This window comes from Eudoraea sp., assembly GCF_039969275.1.
Taxonomy (GTDB): domain Bacteria; phylum Bacteroidota; class Bacteroidia; order Flavobacteriales; family Flavobacteriaceae; genus Eudoraea.
This window is the reverse complement of the sequence record NZ_JBDVOC010000017.1, coordinates 313,388-333,163: the sequence shown is the minus strand read 5'-3', so window position 1 is coordinate 333,163 and position 19,776 is coordinate 313,388. Positions and strand designations below refer to the sequence as shown.

The 19,776-nt window shown below is 38.7% G+C and carries 13 protein-coding genes; 6 read left to right on the top strand and 7 right to left on the bottom strand.

The window, feature by feature from the left end; genetic code table 11:
* Positions 1-15 precede the first annotated feature (15 nt).
* Together ABJH90_RS17000 and ABJH90_RS16995 are read right to left on the bottom strand one after the other, a co-directional pair.
* Positions 16-948 carry an alpha/beta hydrolase gene (locus ABJH90_RS17000; RefSeq protein ID WP_348140238.1) on the bottom strand — a complete coding sequence of 311 codons (933 nt, stop codon included), beginning with the start codon at positions 946-948 and terminating at the stop codon, positions 16-18.
* Between the two features lie 25 nt (positions 949-973).
* Positions 974-1,708, bottom strand: a complete 735-nt coding sequence (locus ABJH90_RS16995) for a M15 family metallopeptidase (RefSeq protein WP_348140236.1) — start codon at positions 1,706-1,708, stop codon at positions 974-976.
* A gap of 278 nt (positions 1,709-1,986) precedes the next feature.
* On the opposite strand from ABJH90_RS16995, the gene ABJH90_RS16990 reads away from it, so the two are divergent.
* Both ABJH90_RS16990 and ABJH90_RS16985 read left to right on the top strand, forming a co-directional pair.
* Entirely contained in the window at positions 1,987-3,216 is a 1,230-nt protein-coding gene (locus ABJH90_RS16990; protein WP_348140234.1) for a glycoside hydrolase family 130 protein, read from the top strand.
* 1 nt (position 3,217) lies between these two features.
* Positions 3,218-4,981, top strand: coding sequence for an arylsulfatase (locus ABJH90_RS16985; RefSeq protein ID WP_348140232.1), 1,764 nt, complete (start codon positions 3,218-3,220; stop codon positions 4,979-4,981).
* A 3-nt stretch (positions 4,982-4,984) separates the two neighbouring features.
* Here ABJH90_RS16985 and ABJH90_RS16980 read toward each other — a convergent pair whose 3' ends face one another.
* The 5 genes from ABJH90_RS16980 to ABJH90_RS16960 form a co-directional block, all read right to left on the bottom strand.
* Positions 4,985-6,613: a sulfatase gene (locus ABJH90_RS16980; protein ID WP_348140230.1), complete on the bottom strand. Its 1,629-nt coding sequence runs from the start codon at positions 6,611-6,613 to the stop codon at positions 4,985-4,987.
* Positions 6,610-7,449 carry a sugar phosphate isomerase/epimerase gene (locus ABJH90_RS16975; protein ID WP_348140228.1) on the bottom strand — a complete coding sequence of 280 codons (840 nt, stop codon included), beginning with the start codon at positions 7,447-7,449 and terminating at the stop codon, positions 6,610-6,612. Before ABJH90_RS16975 ends, ABJH90_RS16980 begins: the two co-directional genes overlap by 4 nt.
* A 15-nt stretch (positions 7,450-7,464) precedes the next feature.
* Positions 7,465-8,181, bottom strand: coding sequence for a gluconate 2-dehydrogenase subunit 3 family protein (locus tag ABJH90_RS16970; protein WP_348140226.1), 717 nt, complete (start codon positions 8,179-8,181; stop codon positions 7,465-7,467).
* 3 nt (positions 8,182-8,184) lie between these two features.
* Positions 8,185-9,903, bottom strand: coding sequence for a GMC family oxidoreductase (locus ABJH90_RS16965; protein WP_348140224.1), 1,719 nt, complete (start codon positions 9,901-9,903; stop codon positions 8,185-8,187).
* A 177-nt stretch (positions 9,904-10,080) separates the two neighbouring features.
* Complete coding sequence (locus ABJH90_RS16960) at positions 10,081-10,959, bottom strand: AraC family transcriptional regulator (protein WP_348140222.1); 879 nt, start codon at positions 10,957-10,959, stop codon at positions 10,081-10,083.
* Positions 10,960-11,157: 198 nt separating this feature from the next.
* Here ABJH90_RS16960 and ABJH90_RS16955 point away from each other — a divergent pair, with 198 nt between their 5' ends.
* The 4 genes from ABJH90_RS16955 (at position 11,158) to ABJH90_RS16940 (ending at position 19,762) form a co-directional block, all read left to right on the top strand.
* Positions 11,158-12,981, top strand: a complete 1,824-nt coding sequence (locus ABJH90_RS16955) for a sodium:solute symporter family protein (RefSeq protein WP_348140220.1) — start codon at positions 11,158-11,160, stop codon at positions 12,979-12,981.
* A 58-nt stretch (positions 12,982-13,039) separates the two neighbouring features.
* Positions 13,040-14,179 (top strand): glycosidase, encoded by a 1,140-nt coding sequence (locus tag ABJH90_RS16950; protein ID WP_348140395.1) that lies wholly within the window; start codon positions 13,040-13,042, stop codon positions 14,177-14,179.
* Positions 14,180-14,612: 433 nt separating this feature from the next.
* A complete protein-coding gene (locus tag ABJH90_RS16945) occupies positions 14,613-17,945 on the top strand; it encodes a SusC/RagA family TonB-linked outer membrane protein (RefSeq protein WP_348140218.1) in 3,333 nt (1,110 codons plus the stop codon).
* Positions 17,946-18,001: 56 nt separating this feature from the next.
* Positions 18,002-19,762, top strand: a complete 1,761-nt coding sequence (locus ABJH90_RS16940) for a RagB/SusD family nutrient uptake outer membrane protein (protein ID WP_348140215.1) — start codon at positions 18,002-18,004, stop codon at positions 19,760-19,762.
* Positions 19,763-19,776: the final 14 nt, after the last annotated feature.

Below are 19,776 nucleotides of genomic sequence, written 5' to 3'. Positions count from 1 at the left end.
TAAAATTCAGTTATACTAAAATTGTAGCGACCATTCATGCAGATGCTGGGTCCACTTACTAAGACCCGGGTTCTTCGTAGCTAATGAGAAGCCATGCCCGCCTTCCGGATAAATATGAAGTTCAGCCGGTACTCCTTTTTGATTTAGAGCCTGAAAAAATAAAAGACTGTTCTCCGGCGGCACAGCCTTGTCGTCTGCTGCATGGAACAGAATTGTTGGAGGTGTATTCTCTGAAACCTGAAGTTCATTTGAAAAGTATATAATACTCTCACTATCCGGTTCATCACCCAAAAGGGCCTTCTTAGATCCAATATGTACTGAAGAATCAGAAAAGGAAATAACGGGATAAACCAATGCCATGAAATCGGGACGGGCACTTAATAAATCGGCCCCGTCTACATAATTATATACCTCATCCTCAAAATGGGTTCCAAGCGTGGACGCAAGATGCCCACCAGCAGAAAATCCAATAATTCCTATTTTTTTATCATCAATATTCCAGGTTTTTGCCATATACCGTACAAGCCTCATGGCCCTTTGTGCATCCTGCAAAGGAACAAACTGATTATTTACTAAAGATTTTGAGACCGGTAATCTGTACTTTACGACTATCCCTGCAATTCCTTTTGAATTCAAAAATTTGGCAATATCACTCCCTTCCCAGTCATAAGCAAGAATATGGTACCCTCCTCCCGGGAAAATTAACATTGCTTTGCCCGTACTATTGGCTTCAGACGGTAAATACACCTCTATTTGAGGGTTTTGAACATAACTTATTTTTTGAATAGCGCCCTTCTCCAGTATCTCCTGTTCATTAGATTCAATTCGGTTCGGAACAGCATCTGCCGGCCAAAGTGGCAAAATAGTGTCCTGGGGATAAGTACAAACCACAAGAAAAAATGCAAATAAAGAAGTATATATTATCCTAATCTGTTGTCTATTTTTCATTGGTTTAACCATCTCTCAAATTTATCTAATTACATTCCCATTTAAAATCTGCAATGCGGTCATTAGATGCGCTGGAGAGGTTATAATGCCACCACTCCGTCCTTACTGACCAAAATCCGTATTTTTCCATAGTTTCTTTTAAAACTTTCCTATTGTGTAAAATTTCTTGTGGTAAATCCATATTATCGTGATATGCCTTTTTACCAAAGAAATCAAAGTCGGTGCCCATATCCAATTCATCTCCTCTAAGTGTTACGAGGGTAATGTCTACTGCACCTCCCTTATTATGGATGGAACCTTTAACAGGATTTGCCACATACTGCGGATTCGGCACAATCTCCCACATTTTATATTGTACAGAATTAGGTCTATAGCAATCATAAAACTTAATTTTATACCCCTGCGCCATAAAATCATTGTTCGCCTTAATTAAGGCTTTTGCTGTCTTTACACGCGTATAACATTCCGCACAGTTGTATACTTTGGCTTTTAAAAAATTGTTTTCTGTCGCATACCTAAGATCATATTTAAAATCTCCGCTGTAGTCAGCTAAACGAACGAATGTAGTATCGGTCAATCCATCTAAAGATTTTAAAACTTCTTCCCTGGGAGAAATTCTAGATTTTGAAAGTGTGTCCAAAACAATAACTGAATCTGATTTGACATCTATTACTTCCTCTTTTTTCGGTTTTTCTCTACAGGCGCTAAAAAGGATGATAAAACAAAAAAATACGATGGTTTTCAAAAGTGATTCTGGCAATTGAATAGTTTAATGACGAAGTTAGAGAAAATTAAAAACACATGCACTTCTAGTAACTCTTTTCTATTCGCGAGTCCTTCTATTTCAAAACACTCTCAAATTTAAATTATCATGTATGATTGACTTTCAAGACGATTATAATCAGATCGAATTATGATTCCATTTAGTTAGTCATTCTATTAATTTTTAAGGACCTTTATATACAATATAAATGGGGAATGGTTTTTTAGAGTAAGTAAAGATGGTGTACCTTATGAAGATGAAAATAAGGTTGGTCCATGGAAATGTCCTTACCACAACAGCAGGGCTTGCATGGAAATTCTAAGGCTCTTGAAACAGCCTGGATTGAACTAAAAACAACAAATAATTTAAACCAAATGAAAACGAGAATCTTATTATTGGTGATTTTTTGCTCTTTAACAGCTATCTCCTGCAAGGAGGATAATAAAAAAACTCCTGAGGCAAAGGATGGTGGGCCAGAACTGTGGCTTCTTGGCTTCGAAAAAACGGATAAAAATCCAATTATGACCGCAGATTCCAGTTATGTTTTCAAGGATCCGGTGACAAAAGAGGATATACAATGGCAAAAAGCCGATGTATTTAATCCTGGTGCAGTCGTACGAAATGACACCGTTTTTATGCTCTTTAGGGCCGAAGATAACCCTGAAGCCATTTTGGGCGGAAGAACTTCCCGTATTGGTCTTGCATACAGTACAGACGGAATAAATTTCAGCAAATACCCGGAACCCGTTTTATATCCAAAAGAAGATGAATTTCAAAAATGGGATTACCCCGGAGGCATTGAAGATCCAAGAGTAGTAGAAATGCCCGACGGCACTTATTTAATGATGTATACAAGCTGGAATAAAGATGTGGCCAGGTTATCAAGTGCTACATCAAAAGACCTTAAGAATTGGACCAAGCATGGGCCGGTTTTTGAAAGTTTTCAGGAAGGGAAATTTAATAATATCTGGAGTAAATCCGGATCAGTAGTTACAGAGTTGAAAAATGGACGGTTAATAGCTAAAAAAGTAAATGGCAAATTTTTAATGTATTGGGGAGAGTTATTTGTCAATTTAGCGCAATCAGAGGACGGCTTAGATTGGGAGCCTTATTTGGACGAAAAAGGTGAGCTTTTGCATGTATTCACACCTTCTATTGGTGAATTTGATAGTCATTTAACCGAACCCGGACCTCCTGCCCTTTACACAGAGAATGGAATACTCTTACTTTACAATGGCAAAAACCTAAGTGGAGAAGGCGCCAGTTCAAAAGTAGCTGAGGGCACCTATTGTGGAGGTCAGGTATTGTTTGATGCCCAAGACCCATCCAGGCTTATTAAAAGACTTCAGGAGCCGTTTATATGCCCAAGCCTTCCGCATGAAACAAGTGGACAGTACAAAGCCGGGACCACTTTTATTGAAGGTTTGGTCTATTATAAAAACAAATGGTTTCTTTATTATGGAACAGCCGACAGTATGGTAGGATTGGCTGTGAAATCGGATTAAAATGAGATTAAATATAAGTTTGCTACTGCTTTTATTACTCCTTGGATGTAATACTAAAAAAGATGACGCAACAACAGTAAAACGGCCAAACATTGTTTTAATCATGGCTGATGACCAGGGATGGGGCGACCTAAGTATAAGTGGCAACAGCAACCTCAGCACCCCAAATATAGATGCACTGGCACAAAATGGTGTTTCTTTTGAAAATTTCTATGTACAAGCTGTATGCTCCCCAACCAGGGCAGAATTATTATGCGGGAGGCAATTTCAACGGCTCGGAGTTTATGCCACTTCTGCTGGCGGTGAAAGGCTGAACCTGGACGAAACCACAATTGCTGAGGTTTTTAAAAAGGCAGGTTACCAAACAGCAGCCTATGGTAAATGGCACAGCGGCATGCAACCACCTTATCATCCTAATACTCGAGGGTTTGATGATTTTTATGGTTTTGCCTCCGGGCATTGGGGTAATTATTTTGATCCACTAATAGAGCATAACGGCAAACTGGTAAAAGGAAAAGGGTTTTTAGTAGATGATCTCACCAATAAAGCCTTGGAATTTATCACCAAGAATAAGGAAAAGCCCTTTTTACTTTATTTACCCTATAATACGCCTCACAGCCCAATGCAGGTTCCAGACAAATATTGGAACAAATTCAAGGATAAGGTATTAACTGATAAACACCGGGATACAACTATTGAGGATCCGAATTTTACCAGAGTCGCGCTTGCCATGGTGGAGAATATTGATGATAATGTTGGCAGGATATTAAATAAACTTCAGGAATTAAATTTAGAGGAAAATACAATTGTCGTATACCTCTCAGATAATGGCCCTAACGGATGGCGGTGGAATGCCGGAATGCGAGGTAAAAAAGGTTCTATTGACGAAGGAGGAGTACGTAGTCCTTTGTTCATTTATTGGAAAAACGCCATCCCGGCTTCAAAAAACATAACTCAAATAGCAAGCGCCATTGACGTCCTGCCCACTTTGGCCGGTTTGGCAGGAATTGAAGCGAAAACGCTAAAACCCCTGGATGGGCTCAATATGGAGCCGCTGATTTTTGAAGAAAATCCTTCTTGGGATTCCCGGTTTATATACAATCATTGGAATGAAAAAACCAGTGTTAGATCACAGGAATTTCGATTGGATAATGAAAACCGACTTTATCATATTCCTTCAGACCTGGGACAAACCAAGGATGTATCGAAAAATTATCCTGAAGTTTATACTTCTCTTTTAAATGCAAAAGAGAGCTGGCAACAAGAAGTCCCTAAACCTTCAACTCAAATTAGGCCATTTACTATAGGCCACCCAAACATAGAGACTACACAACTCCCCGCCAGGGACGGTATAGCACATGGCGGAATTAAACGCAGTAACAAATATCCAAATTGTTCCTTTTATACAAATTGGAAAAGTATTGAAGATTCCATTACCTGGGATGCCGAGGTTTTGTCAGATGGCGACTATGAGGTTATTCTGTATTATAGTTGTCCTGAGAAAAATGTGGGATCTACCCTGCTGCTTGAATTTGATTCCAGCAATCTCAGTAAAAAAATTACTGAGTCTCATGATCCACCTTTAGAAGGAAAGGAAAATGACAGGATTCCACGTATTGAATCCTATATAAAGGATTTTAAACCCATTTCAATGGGGATAATGAAATTAAAACAAGGCAAAGGTCAACTTACCCTTCGGGCATCGGAAATAACTGGAGAAGAGGTTATAGATTTTAGATTATTGCTTTTTAATAAATTGAATTAGAAGTTAATCTATACTACAAAGTAAATCATCGCTGTCTGTATAACCAATCCGAACAGCTTTTGCAGTAAATGAAATATTCTTGTTCAAAGGTTCGGAAAAAATATGCCAGCTAACATCTCCGGGTTCTTTCCATATAATGGTAGCATCAGATTTATCTGAAATCAGATTGATTTTATCTCCTTTTTCAACCAATTGAAGTGGTTTTAATTTAGGTTGTTCGCCATCTGGAAACCACATTGTTATCAAATCTTTTTCGGGAGTTCTGCCCAGGTCATTGGTTTCTTTGACCCAACTGTTTAGGACCTTTCTTAAGTGAACTAAAGTATCCTGAAATTGTACCTGGTTTGAAAGATTAACTAATTCAAATGGGTCATTTTCCATATCATATAATTCTTCCTCTGGTTTAGGTGTCCTGAACCACAAAGAAGGTATGGAATCTAATTTTCCCAATGTCTGTAATGTCATCATATTTTGCATCATGGGCATTTGTTCACGGTATTTAACCGCTAACGCATTTGATATTTCGGGATTGTAATTCCTAATATACTTAAATCTCTTAGTACGAACGGCGCGTAATTTATCATACATTTCATCAAACCTGTCTGACGTGGCAAAAATATAGTTGTTTTCTGCACTGTCTTTATAAACTCCAAAACGTGCCTTGCCCTGCATGACTTTGGGGGGAGCAATTCCCGCCCAGGAAAGAAGTGTTGGGGCAAAATCGATGAAGCTTAAAAGTTGGTCATCGTAATTATTCTCTTTTATATTATCCTGAAATTTAATAACCAGGGGAAGTTTTATTCCTGTGTCATACAATGCTCTTTTGTGCCTTGGGAAAGGACCACCATGATCTCCATAAAAGAAGATAATACTGTTTTCGTACAGCCCGTCTTCCTTTAATTGCTTAATAATTTTTCCCAGTTGATCATCCAGGCGTTTTAAGTTAGAGTAATTAACTGCTAAATCGTGGCGAATTACATCATTATCAGGGAAATAAGGAGGGACAGTTATGGAATCTGGTGAGATGTATAAATCTTCTTCACCTTGTTTCCAGATGCCTGATTCATGACAAATATTAAAATTAAAAACGGAAAAAAAAGGAGCGTCTTTTGGTCTGTTCCTCCAATGCGCACTCGTACTGCTTTCATCCCAACCAGATTCCGGTGCCCTAAAATTGTAATCCTCTTTAGCGTTATTAGTGCAGTAATAACCTTCCTTACGTAAGTATTCTGTAAACATTTTTACTCCATCCGGTACGATGGGTGAATAACTTGGAATTCCTATCTCCGGCTGATTTTCAGTTGAATACGCGTTATAAGTACGCATATTATGGGTACCTAATGTGGTTGGGTACATCCCGGTAATAATTGCACTCCTGGTAGGGGCACAAACCGGTACAGGAGTATAGGCATTGGTAAAAACAACACCATCCGAAGAAAGCGACTCAATATTTGGCAGAGAGATTGTACTATCACCATACATCGGAAAAAAGTCGGGAGATTGATCCTCTGCCACCAACCAGATTATGTTTGGCCTAATCTGGGCCTCACTTTGTAATTCATTATTCTTACATCCTGTTCCAAATGCAAAGAACAAAAAACACCAGTAGAATGATCTAATAACTATTCTCAAAGGCTTTCAAGATATTTAAGACTATGAGGCACCTGTTCTACAACCCTTGAGCACTCATCTTCAATAAACATATATTCAACAATCCCAAGTTCTTTGGCACGTTTAACCACGCCTGCAATATCTACTTGTCCTGATCCCAGTACTACGTTGGTCTCAACATCTTCGTGCCCTGTATTGTTGCCCTTTACCCCGTGTTCCAAATCCTTAAGATGCAGTAATACAATTTTATCAGGATAGCGATTCAAAAGTGCAAGAGGATCTCCTCCCCCATGATGTACCCAATACACATCCATTTCAAAAGCAAAATGAGTTGCATTTTTTGCCATATAATCAAATAGAGTGCCATTCTCATAGGGCCGGAATTCATATCCATGAGCGTGATAGGCCAGCGTAATCCCTTCTTCTTTTAACCGTTTCCCTGCTTTATTAAAAACCTCGGTAGCCTCCTTTGTTTTAGCAATATCGAAAGTATTTCCCTCATGTGAAATCCATGCGCACATTACGTATTTGGCACCAAAGGTTTTAGCGTTTTGAACGACCTTCTCGATATCATTTTGCAGGTCCTCATAGCCCGCACCTACACTAACCATTTCGAGACTATTATCCTTGAGTAATTTTTTATATTCGTCCATTGGAAGTCCATAACTTCCACCACCTTCTATTTTAGTAATACCCCAGTCATTAATTAGTTTAAGGGTTCCTTGAACATCAGTTTTAAACTGATTTCTTAGGCTGTACAATTGTAAACCTACTTCCTGGGCAACAATCTGATAAGTACCAAACAGACAACATAAAAGTGCCACACCCAGAATTGAAAAATTATTTTTTTTCTTCATCTTATTAAATTTTATTTATGTTAGTAAATTTCCTTCATTATCCCATTCTGCAATTATACCGCGCTTACTTTGATCTACACATTTAGCCAGCCACTCTTCGTCATAAGCCAAGCCATGCTGTTCAAGAACATCTTCCGGTACTCCATCCCAAACATTAGGCATATTCCCTTTATATCCCAGTTCTTCAATACCAATTTTAGAGGTATAGTATCCGGTGAGCGTAAGATTCCGCATTAAAGAGAAAAATTGTATTTCCAGTGGTTGCTTATCCATTGGAATTTCGGAATCATAAAACGCAATTGAATCCATAATTTGTTTTTGTTGCTCTTCAGAAGCCGACTTAAATTCTGTGCCAAAATCAGTATTACTTTTATGATCGAGCCACATAAGGCCTCCCCGTAAATCTGTTTGTAGTTTAGGGACATCTTTAGCCATAAATTCAATAAAATCTGGTACACCGGCGTCTGTAGCACCCCCAAATTTATCATTCGGAGGCATTATTAGATTACATAGTACGGCAATGGTACCTAATTCATGTTCATTAAAAAACTGTTCCGAGTTTAATTTCTCAATTAGTTCCTTCTCTTCCGGAGTCCTCCCAAAGTGATTTTCGTCTGATTTAACTGCAGCTAGCTCCTCAGTACTTGCTGCTTCGGGTTTACAGCCATGAACAACCAGCCCACCCGCAACGGTTCCAAGTAAGATTGATTTAATACTCTTCCTTCTATCCATTTTTTAGATATTTTGCTGTTTTAACTGTTCTACAATATAATCCGATGCACGCCATGACAAGGCCAGGATGGTCCAAGTGCAGTTTTTATCTCCCTGCGAAACAAAAGGACCGGCATCGGTTATAAAAACATTATTGACATCGTGCAACTGTTGAAATTTATTTACCACCGACTTTTTTGGGTCATCACCCATTCTGGTAGTTCCTACTTCATGAATAATTGCACCTGGAGGCAGAAGGCCATAATCCTCTTCTTTTGAAGGTGTATCACCTAAAACTTCTCCTCCCATATTATGTATTAGTTCTTCAAATGTAGATTGCATATGCTTTGCCTGATTTCTTTCAAAATCTGACCATTTATAATTAAAACGAAGTACCGGGATACCGAATTGATCGACAGTAGTCGGGTCTATTTCACAATAATTATCTTCTCTCGCAACTGCCTCTCCCCGGCCTCCAAAACCCAGGACAGAGCCATAATATTTTTTAACGTCCTTGCGCAGACCTTCGCCATAACCTCCGGTTGGTAAGTTAAAAAATTTATTAAACTCATTTGGATTAAATCCAAAGCCATAATTAGGCATGCGCATTCCTCCCCAGACTTCAATATGATAACCCCGGGGGAAATCCAAATTTTTGTTATCAAGCCACCAGGGCGTATAAACATGCATTCCGCCTACACCGTCTTCATTGTAAACTTTACGATTCATCAGACCCGGAATAAATCCGGCCCGGCTGCTTCCGGTAGAGTCATGAAGATATTTCCCTACAACATTACTGCTGTTTCCAAGTCCATTAGGATGTTGTTTGCTTTTGGAATTCAGGAGAATCCGAGCAGAACTACAAGCAGAAGCAGCTAATACTACAACCTTTCCTTTTAGTTGGTACTCTTTGCGGTCGTCCTTACTAATATATGAGACCCCGGTAGCTTTTCCTTCATCATTAGTAGTTACTTCCCGAACCACAGAATTCACATAGAGGTCTACCTGGCCTCCACTTTTTTGAGCAGGAAAAATTAAACAGGAACCTGCAGAAAAATCGGCATATACCTGGCAAGAACGAGAACATTGGCCACAATAAAAACAAACTCCACGATCGTTGTTTATTTTTTTCGTAAGCATGGACATTCTGGATGGAATTACCGGAATATTGGATTTACGCGCACCTTTAATGTACATAAGCTCATGTAGTCTTGGTTTTGGCGGTGGTAGAAAAAATCCATCCGGATCATTAGGAAGTCCTTCATTGGTGCCGAAGACCCCAATAAGTTTGTCTACTTTATCATAATATGGTTTTACATCTTCATAGCCAATGGGCCAATTGTCTCCAAGACCATCAATATCTTTATGCTTAAAATCATTTGGACCAAATCTAAGTGAAATTCGTCCCCAGTGATTGGTTCTGCCTCCCAGCATATGCGACCTGTACCAGTCAAACTTAGTACCTTCTTCACGCGTATAAGGTTCGCCCTCAATTTCCCAACCACCGTACGCCATGTCAAATTCACCAAAAACTCTGGTAGTACCAGCGCCTCTTCTTGGTGATTCGTATGGCCACTTTAACTGTGTCATTTGTTCGGGATCTGCAGGATCAAAAAAAGGTCCAGCTTCAACAACGGCAATTTTCAGACCAGCATCGGCTAATACCTTGGCAGACATGCCTCCACCGGCACCAGAACCAACAATTATAGCATCATATGTATTTGGTGATTCTTTTATTTGCATAGGTAAAATTTAATTAATTAAGAACCTTTCTATCCATTAATATCAAGCTTAAATTACATTATTTATTACAAATATTTTTCAGACAGGGCTGTTTGGTAGAAATGTACAAGAAATTGACAATTTAGTGTAAGAATAGAACCCAAGACAACCTTCAGTAGTGCCAAATATATTCAGAAGTTATAATACTCTGCGAATACCGGAAAAATCCTGCCTGTATTGAGTAGGCGTACTGCCTTTGCTCTTCCTAAAAACACGGTTAAAATTTGCAATACTATTGAAACCACACATAAAAGCTATTTCCGAAATGCTCAAATCTCTTTCTATTAACCATTTAGAAGCATAACCGATACGAATATCATTAACATATTCCACAAATGTCTTACCCGTTCGCTTCTTAATAAATCTATTAAATGAAACACTACTCATATTCATTATATCAGCAACTTCCTGAAGAGTCATTTTTGACGAATAATTATCCTGAACATGTTCATATAAAGTTTTGAGTTTATTGTTATGCTCAAAGTTTTCCAGTTGAATTGTTGTCGTAGACAGCAACCGTTGATTTCTTGAAGTAGCCAGGTCATATAAAATTGAGAAAAGTTCCATAAAGTAATCTATCCCACCGAGTTTTGATACTTTTAATAATCTCGGTGACATATTACGAGTTACTTCTTCAGAAAAGAGAATTCCATGAGCTGATTTATCAAACAAGTCTTTTAATGGCTTCATAATTCTACGGCCAAGAAAAACGGAATTGAAGAGATCACTATGAAATTGAATCGTTATTTCATGTATGTTTTTTTTTGTACACTGATGTTGCTCCCATCCATGAAAAAGATTAGAGCCAACCAAAACTAATTCAAGATCTTCAATTTCTTCTATGCTGTCACCAACAATTCTGCGGACTCCTTTTCCATTGGATATATAGTTAAGTTCTAATTCCGGATGAAAGTGCAAGGGATAATCAAAAAAATCCTTCACCCTGTCAAAAACCAGAAAACTGTCTTCATTGGAAAGAGGTGTGATCTCACGATGAATTCTTTTTAATAATTCCATTATTCAATGGTAGATCTGTCGTTATAATTCATTGATATGATAAAATAATACCAAAACAATATTAACAAATATTTTAGATTTGAACCAGAATTTAGCAAATGAAGGCTGTGTATTTTTAGAAATATTCAAAAAAGTGCCTTTATTTTCGCTAATTCCAACTTGTTTGATTATTCTTTATTTTATAGGAACTACCAAAATATGCTAAAGGGAATAGATATTGCAATAATACTATTATATCTTTTAGCCACTGTGCTCATTGGTCTTATTCTCCGTAAAAGGGCACAAAGAAGCAAAGATGATTATTTACTCGGTGGAAAATCCTTGCCCTGGTATATGCTCGGTCTTTCTAATGCCTCAGGGATGTTTGATATTTCTGGCACCATGTGGCTGGTTACCTTAACATTTGTTTACGGTTTAAAAAGTATTTGGATACCATGGCTATGGCCGGTGTTTAACCAGATATTTCTAATGGTCTATCTAAGTGCATGGCTGCGTCGCTCCAACGTCACAACAGGTGCCGAATGGATTTTATTCAGATTTGGCGAAGGTAGAGGCGGCAGATTATCACATACCGTTGTTGTGGCTTTTGCCATTATTAGTTGCCTTGGTTTTCTTGCTTATGGCTTTATTGGCCTTGGAAAATTTGTGGAAATATTCATTCCCTGGGAAGTAGTAAGCGCCTATGTTCCTTTCGATGTCCCGCTGGAATATATCCCTCATTTCTATGGAACTGTTTTTACCATGTTCGCTGTATTTTACTCGGTTCTTGGTGGTATGTCTGGTATTGTATGGGCAGATCTTTTACAATTTACGATAATGACCATCTCCTCTTTTGCAATAGCATTTATAGCATGGCAGGCTATGGGCTCAAATACACTGAACGTTCCCGAGGGCTGGATGGATCCCTTTTTTGGTTGGACCCTGGATATTGACTGGACAGGCCTTATTGCAGAAGTGAACGACAAAATTGCTTCAGACGGATATACATTATTTGGATTGTTTTTTATGCTGGTTGTCTTTAAAGGCATTCTGGCCAGTATTGCCGGTCCTGCGCCAAATTATGATATGCAGAAAATACTATCTACCAAATCTCCAAAAGAAGCAGCTAAAATGAGTGGATTTGTATCAATTGTACTTATGCCTACCAGATATCTTATGATTGGTGGTTTTGCAGTATTGGGCATTCTTTTTTATGATCAGTTAGATCTGCAACGTGCCGGAATTATCGACTTTGAAAATATTCTTCCTTCAGCCATAAATAAATTTGTGCCTGTTGGTTTAATGGGCCTTTTATTGGCTGGCTTATTGGCTGCATTTATGTCCACTTTTGCAGGAACCTTAAACGCGGCTCAGGCCTATATTGTAAACGATATCTACTTAAGATATAAGAAAGATGCAAAACCAAAACAGGTAAAATGGATGAATTACGGCAGTGGTATACTGGTTGTAGTAGTGAGTATTGTTCTGGGATTTTTCGTAGAAGATGTGAATTCTGTTTTGCAATGGATAGTTTCTGCCCTATGGGGAGGCTATGTAGTTTCTAATACTTTAAAATGGCACTGGTGGCGATTTAACGGCTATGGTTATTTTTGGGGAATGTTATCAGGGCTAATACCCGCCATTATTTTTCCGCTTGTCTTTAAGGAAACGCTGGAACTTTATCTTTTCCCTCTGTTTCTTATAATTACCACCCTTGGCTGTATAATTGGAACTTATATGGGACCACCTACTAATGAAGTCACATTAATTGATTTTTATAAAAAGACAAGGCCTTGGGGTTTTTGGAAACCCATAAAAGATAAAGTACTTGCCGGGGATCCGGATTTCAGGAAAAACAAAATGTTCAAAATGGACATGTTCAATATTTTTATTGGAACCACTGCTCAGACACTTTTGGTAATTATACCTTTATATTTAATCCTTAGAGAATATGCATCCTTGTGGATATCGTTAGGAATTTTTGCTATTTGTGGTTTTCTGCTTAAAAAGTTCTGGTGGGATAAGTTAGATCAACAAATGTAATGTGATGGAAACACCCAGGCTAAGAAACCAAAATCGGATTTGGAATTATGAGCAGCTTATGAGAAATCATCAGCAACTTATAAATATGCCTAATCATTCAATACCGGAAAATAGTGGGATAATTTCCAGATGTAAGTATCCGGTGATTACTGCCGAGCATATTCCAATAAACTGGCGGTACGATTTAAACGCAGAGTCCAATCCATTTGGCTTAGAACGAATAGGCGTTAATGCTGCATTTAATGCGGGGGCTATTAAATGGAAAGATAAATACACCCTTGTGGTAAGAGTTGAAGGCAGCGACAGGAAATCTTATTTTGCTTTTGCAGATAGCCCGGATGGAATAAATAAATTTAAATTCTGGGAAAGACCTTTACTACTTCCACAATTAAACGATCCCGATATTAATGTATATGATATGCGCCTGATTGCTCATGAAGATGGATTTGTTTATGGTATTTTTTGTACCGAAAGAAAAAATCCGGATGCTCCAAACGGGGACACTTCCTCTGCCATTGCAAATGCCGGCATCATCAGATCAAGAGATCTTAAAAACTGGGCGCGTTTACCTGATTTAATTTCAGGCTCTAACCAGCAAAGAAATGTGACCTTGCACCCGGAATTTGTTCAAGGTAAATATGCCCTTTACACCAGACCTCAGGACGGATTTATTGAGACTGGTTCCGGAGGAGGCATTGGGCTTGGATTTATAGAGGACATGAACTACCCTGAGATTGTTGATGAGACAATTATCAACGAAAAAGTATACCATACTATATATGAATTGAAAAACGGATTGGGACCTTCACCAATTAAAACGAAGGAAGGCTGGCTTCACCTGGCGCATGGAGTTCGCAATACGGCTGCCGGTTTAAGATATGTATTATATCTTTTTATGACAGATCTGCAAGATATATCTAAAGTCATTTATCAGCCCGGGGGTAATTTTATGGCTCCGAATGATAAAGAGATAGTAGGAGATGTGGGAAATGTACTTTTTTCTAATGGTTGGATAGCGGATAATGACGGAACCATTTTTATCTATTACGGGTCTTCAGATACAAGAACACATGTAGCCACGACATCTATAAATATTTTGATCGACTATTGTAAAAATAGCCCCGTAGATAGATTGTCAACCAATGAATCCGTAAAAAGCATATTAAACTTAATTGAAATGAATGAATTACAGAATTAAAAATAGTTTCCCCAACCTGCGCTTGGTTTTTTTGAATTAGCGCGGCGTTTCCCGTTTCTGACAGGCAAATCAAAGGGGAACGATTGCAATTTTGATACTCTTTATATTATAAGGTAGTATCAGTAGCGTAGAAAGCAATGCCTTTTGGTTAACCCCAAAAGGTGTTGTTTTATTAAAAAAGTAGTACCAGCTCATTATCATTTCTAATATAACAAAATGTTAAATTTATATATATAACAAATTCTTAATATTTCATTATTTGACAACTAATTGATAAAATATTGTCACCGTTCTTTATATTATTCATATAATTTTACTAATATTATCCAAAATTTAGGGTTTATTTTAACATTTACCGCAAACGTTTTCGCTTTAAGTGCTATTTAAAACCGTGAAAATCAATTAATTAAAGCTAACTAAACAACAAACGATTATGATTCTAAAAAGTGATTATCACTCGTTAAAATCTTGTGCTGGCAAAATCAGCAAGTTCAGTATCAAGATTTTTTCATTACTTATGGGGCTTGTTTGTTCGTTTGCTCTCGCAGCATCGACAACGAGTCTCGAAACAGTAATTACGATTGAAGCATTTCAATCCACTATCACAGGAACTATTACAGATGCAAGTGGGGTTCCGCTTCCTGGAGCCAATGTGGTAATTAAAGGAACCTCGACTGGTGCCGCAGCTGATTTTGATGGAAATTATTCCATCCAGGCCAGTGCCGGAGATGTCCTTGTATTTTCTTATACCGGTTATAATTCGGCAGAACTAACTGTGGGAACTTCTAATGTTATAAATGCAACTCTTGAAGAAGGACTTGCCTTAGACGAAGTTGTGGTAACAGGGTATACCACTGAATCAAAAAGAGAAACCACGGCAGCCGTATCTATCGTTAAGGCTGAGGAATTGGCAGCAATTCCTTCAGGTAATGTGGAACAACAGTTAGCCGGTAGGGTTGCTGGTGTTACTGTTATTACCAACGGTCAGCCGGGAACTACCAGCCAGGTAAGGGTTCGTGGTTATGGTGGTTTTGGCGGTAACCAGCCACTTTATGTCGTAGATGGGGTACCTATTCAATCTATAGATTTCTTAAGCCCGGACGATATTGCTACCACCACGGTGCTTAAAGACGCTGCGGCCGCATCCATTTATGGAGCCAGAGCTGCCAACGGTGTAATTGTATATACTACCAAACAAGGTTCCCGCGGAGATAGAAAAACTAAAATTTCCATCAATATTCAAAGTGGGGTAACAGATCCGAATGTAGCAGGGTCACCGGAAATGTTGAACCCTCAGGATATGGCAAATTATACACATATTGGTTATAGGAACAATGCGGCAGCTAATGGTACTGCTCCGCAATATACACATCCGCAATACGGTTCAAATGCAACACCAACTTTCCCTGATTGGCTGCATGCTGATGGACAGAATGGTGTATATGGCGCCATTGATCGTGCGACTATTGATGCAAATTATGCAGCAGATCCTGAAAATGTATTTTTATTCGCACCAAACCTTCAGGGAACCAACTGGTATAGAGAAATTACCAGGATTGCGCCGCAAACTAGATTAAGTCTTGGTTTTGATGGAGGAAATGAGAATGGGCGTTTTTATATAGGATTAAATATGCAGTCCATAACTGGTATACTTTTAGCCAACAAACAAGACAGGTATACTGCACGTGTTAATTCAGAATTTGATCTGGCACCTTGGTTAAGTATTGGTGAAAATCTGCAGGTAACCTATAATTCAATTGTAGGCCAAACAGGTGGTAACGGAGGACAAGGTATTGCAAATGATGAATCTGAAATTCTTTCGGCCTATCGTATGCCAACTATTATCCCTGTATTTGATGAGTATGGCAGCTATGCCAGTACCAGAGCCGCAGGTTTTAACAACCCGCGTAACCCGGTAAGGAGATTAGCACAAGACAGAGGTGATGATCAGGCGTTTAACGTGAATGCCATTGGTAATTTTTATGCACTTATCAAACCTTTTGAGGGTTTTACTTTTAGAAGTAGTATAGGTGGTTTTTATTACAATTTTACCAACAGAGATTACAATTACAGGTATTTAGGAGATTCTGAACCACAGGCAAGTTTTAGTTTTAGTGAAGGTTCAGAATATGGTTTCTCATGGACATTTACGAACACCATTACCTACGAGAAATTATTTGCTGACAAACACAAATTAAAAGTATTAGTAGGTCAGGAGGCAATTGAAGGGACAAATACCCCAGTAGCTGCTCCTCGTGGAAGGAGAATTCAAGGTTCTGGTATTAACCCGTTCTCTACAGATTTAGATTTTGTAACCCTTTCTGCTGTGCAGAGCCCTGTGGTTCAAAGTTTTATAAGACAAGGTGTTAATTTTAGTTCTTTGTTTGGTCAGGTACAGTACAACTATGACGAAAGATATTATGTATCCGCGGTTGTTCGTCGAGATGGTTCTTCTGTCTTTGGCGCTAACAACAGGTATGGTACCTTTCCTGCATTCTCAGGTGCCTGGAGAATAGTTGGTGAATCATTTATGGATAACCAAAACATTTTTCAGGATTTAAAAATCCGTGCTGGTTGGGGGCAAATGGGTAACTCTAATAATGTAGACCCTGCTAACCAGTTTTCTTTGGCTGCTTCTGATTTAGGGAATACTTTTTACCCAATAGGAGGTCAAAACAGTGGTGCCGATGAAGGTTTTGCTACCAGCCGTATAGGAAATCCGGATGCTAAATGGGAAACCAGTACAACAACCAACATTGGTTTTGATGCTACTATTATTGACAACCATTTGGACATTGAATTCGACTGGTGGAAACGCGATACCGAAGATCTTTTATTCACAGTGCCTTTGGCCGGTGTAACAGGAAATTATGCGAGTGCACCTTCTAGAAATGTTGGGGAAATGTTAAACCGAGGTATTGATTTAAGAGTGGTTTGGAGAGGAAATTTCTCAGAAGATTTTACTTTTGAATTTGCAGTTAATAATACCTTCCTTAAAAACGAAGTGGTGGAATTTGCACCAGGTATCGACTTTTTAGACGGAGGTTCTTTTAGAGGAATAGCTCCAACAAGGAACCAAATTGGAAAGCCGTTATCTTCCTTTTTTGGTTATGATGTAATTGGATACTTTGAAAGTGCAGCAGATGTTGCTTCTTCTCCTTCACAGGATGGAGCCGGTGTTGGTAGATTTAAATATAGAGATGTTGACGGAGATGGTGCAATTACCCCGGATGACAGGACCTATCTTGGCGATCCTGTAGCAAATTACAGCGGTGGTGCAACCATAGATTTGAAATATAAGGATTTAAGGATGGAGATGTTCTGGAACTGGTCTACTGGTTTGGAAATATTTAATCAATCAAAATGGTTTAGAGATTTCTTTGGTACTTTTGAAGGTTCTGCAAAAGGTGTTGCTGCATTTAAATCATGGACCCCTGAATTGGGTAACAGCGCAGCTGCTCCTATCTGGGAAAGTGCTTCAAATCTTAGTACAAGTGGAGCTTCTAATTCCTGGTATGTAGAAGACGGTAGTTATGCAAGACTTCAAAGACTTGCTTTTACTTACTCTTTTAGCCAACTGGTTGACAATTCCAATACACTTAGCAAATTTGAACTAGGCCTTTCTGCGAATAACATCTGGACCATAACTGGTTACAGTGGATTAGACCCTGTTGTTGGTGGAGATGTTGATACGGCATTTGGTGTTGATGTGGGTAACTATCCGGTAACACCATCGTATATGATAAATGTTAATATTGGACTCTAAGACCTTGATTATGAAAGATTATGATAAATTTTTAATTATATTTGAAAAAAAAAGTTATGATGACAATTAAAAAGATTAAACAATTTGGTATTATCGTCATGTGCGCCCTGGTTTTAGGGGTTTCATGTAGCGATGAGTTTTTAGAAGTACCACCAGCTGGTTCTTTGGGTGATGCCCAGTTAGGAACAGCAGATGGTATTGAAGCCCTTCTAATAGGAACCTATGCTGCCTTGAATGGCGTATTTGGCAATCGATTTGAAGGTCCTAACCATTGGATTACCGGTTCCATTCTGGGTGGTGAAGCCAATAAAGGAACAGATGCCGGGGATTATTCAACTATTAACCCTATACAACGTTATGAAACTGATCCCACCAGTGGTGACTTGAATAACCTATGGCGTGGACGTTTTGAGGGAGTCGCAAGGGCTAATAGGGTTCTTGCAACTGTTACTGCTAACCCGGATGCTTTAGTAGCAGCGGATCGTGACAGAATTACTGGTGAAGCACGGATGTTACGTGGTCATTTTTATTTTGATCTTCAAAAACATTTCGGTAGCATCCCGGTTTTTGATGAAACTTTGCTGGCAGAGGAGGTTATTCTTGTTCCAAATAGCGGGACTGCCTGGGCTCAAATAGAAGCAGATTTCCAGTATGCTTATGATAATTTACCTGAGGTTACAGATGCCGGTCGTGTAAATAAATGGGCAGCCGCAGCTTATATGGGTAAAGCTAAATTATTTCAGGGAAAGTATGGTGAAGCTATAACCTGGTTTAACGATGTTATTGCCAATGGGGTTACTTCAAATGGTTTAGCATATGCATTATTAGATGATTATTCTCAAATATACAATGCAGAAAATGACAACCATGCCGAATCTGTTATGGATGTTGAAGCTGCAAATAATACGGGAAGTACTCAAAATGCAAATTACTTTGATGATTTGAACTATCCTTATAACACAGGTCCTGATGGCCCGGGTAATTGCTGTGGATTCTTTCAACCAAGTATATCATTGGCTAATTCGTTTAGAACGCAAGCAAATGGTTTACCCTTGTTAGATGAATCTTATAATGACCCGGCGAATGCTGTAAATAATTCATTTTTCCACGTAATTGTAAACGGAAATGATGAATCTACTTTTGTGCCTGATTCAGGCCCATTAGATCCAAGAATTGATCATTCGATTGGAAGAAAGACCATCCCTTACTTAGATTGGATAGCTCATCCTGGTTCTGCATGGATTAGAAGTTTCCCTTATGCGGGTCCTTTTTCTCCTAAGAAATACATCTATTACAAAACACAAGAGAACAGTTTTACAGATGGTAGTTCATGGACTCGTGGTTATGCAATAATGAATTATACAATAATTCGTTTTGCTGATGTGCTTCTTATGGCCGCTGAAGCTGAAGTGGAAGCAGGATCATTGACTAATGCATTGGATTATGTAAACCGGGTACGGGCAAGAGCAGCGCTTTCTGAGCATTGGGTTAAAAATCCAGATGATACAGATGCTGCGAACTACAATATCTCTGAGTACACAGCAGCGGACTTTGCTTCTCAGGACGCTGCAAGAACCGCAGTTCGTTTTGAAAGAAAGCTTGAACTTTCTGGTGAAGGTCACCGTTTCTTTGATTTGGTACGCTGGGGTATCGCAGCCGAAACCTTAAATGCGTATTTAGCTTATGAAGGACAGTTCCTTGTTACCAAATTTGGTGGTGCGAGTTTTACTGCCGGTAAAAACGAATTAATGCCTATTCCACAAGCACAAATAGATATTCAAGGTTCTGATGTTTTATCTCAGAATGCTGGGTACTAATACTATTGTAAATA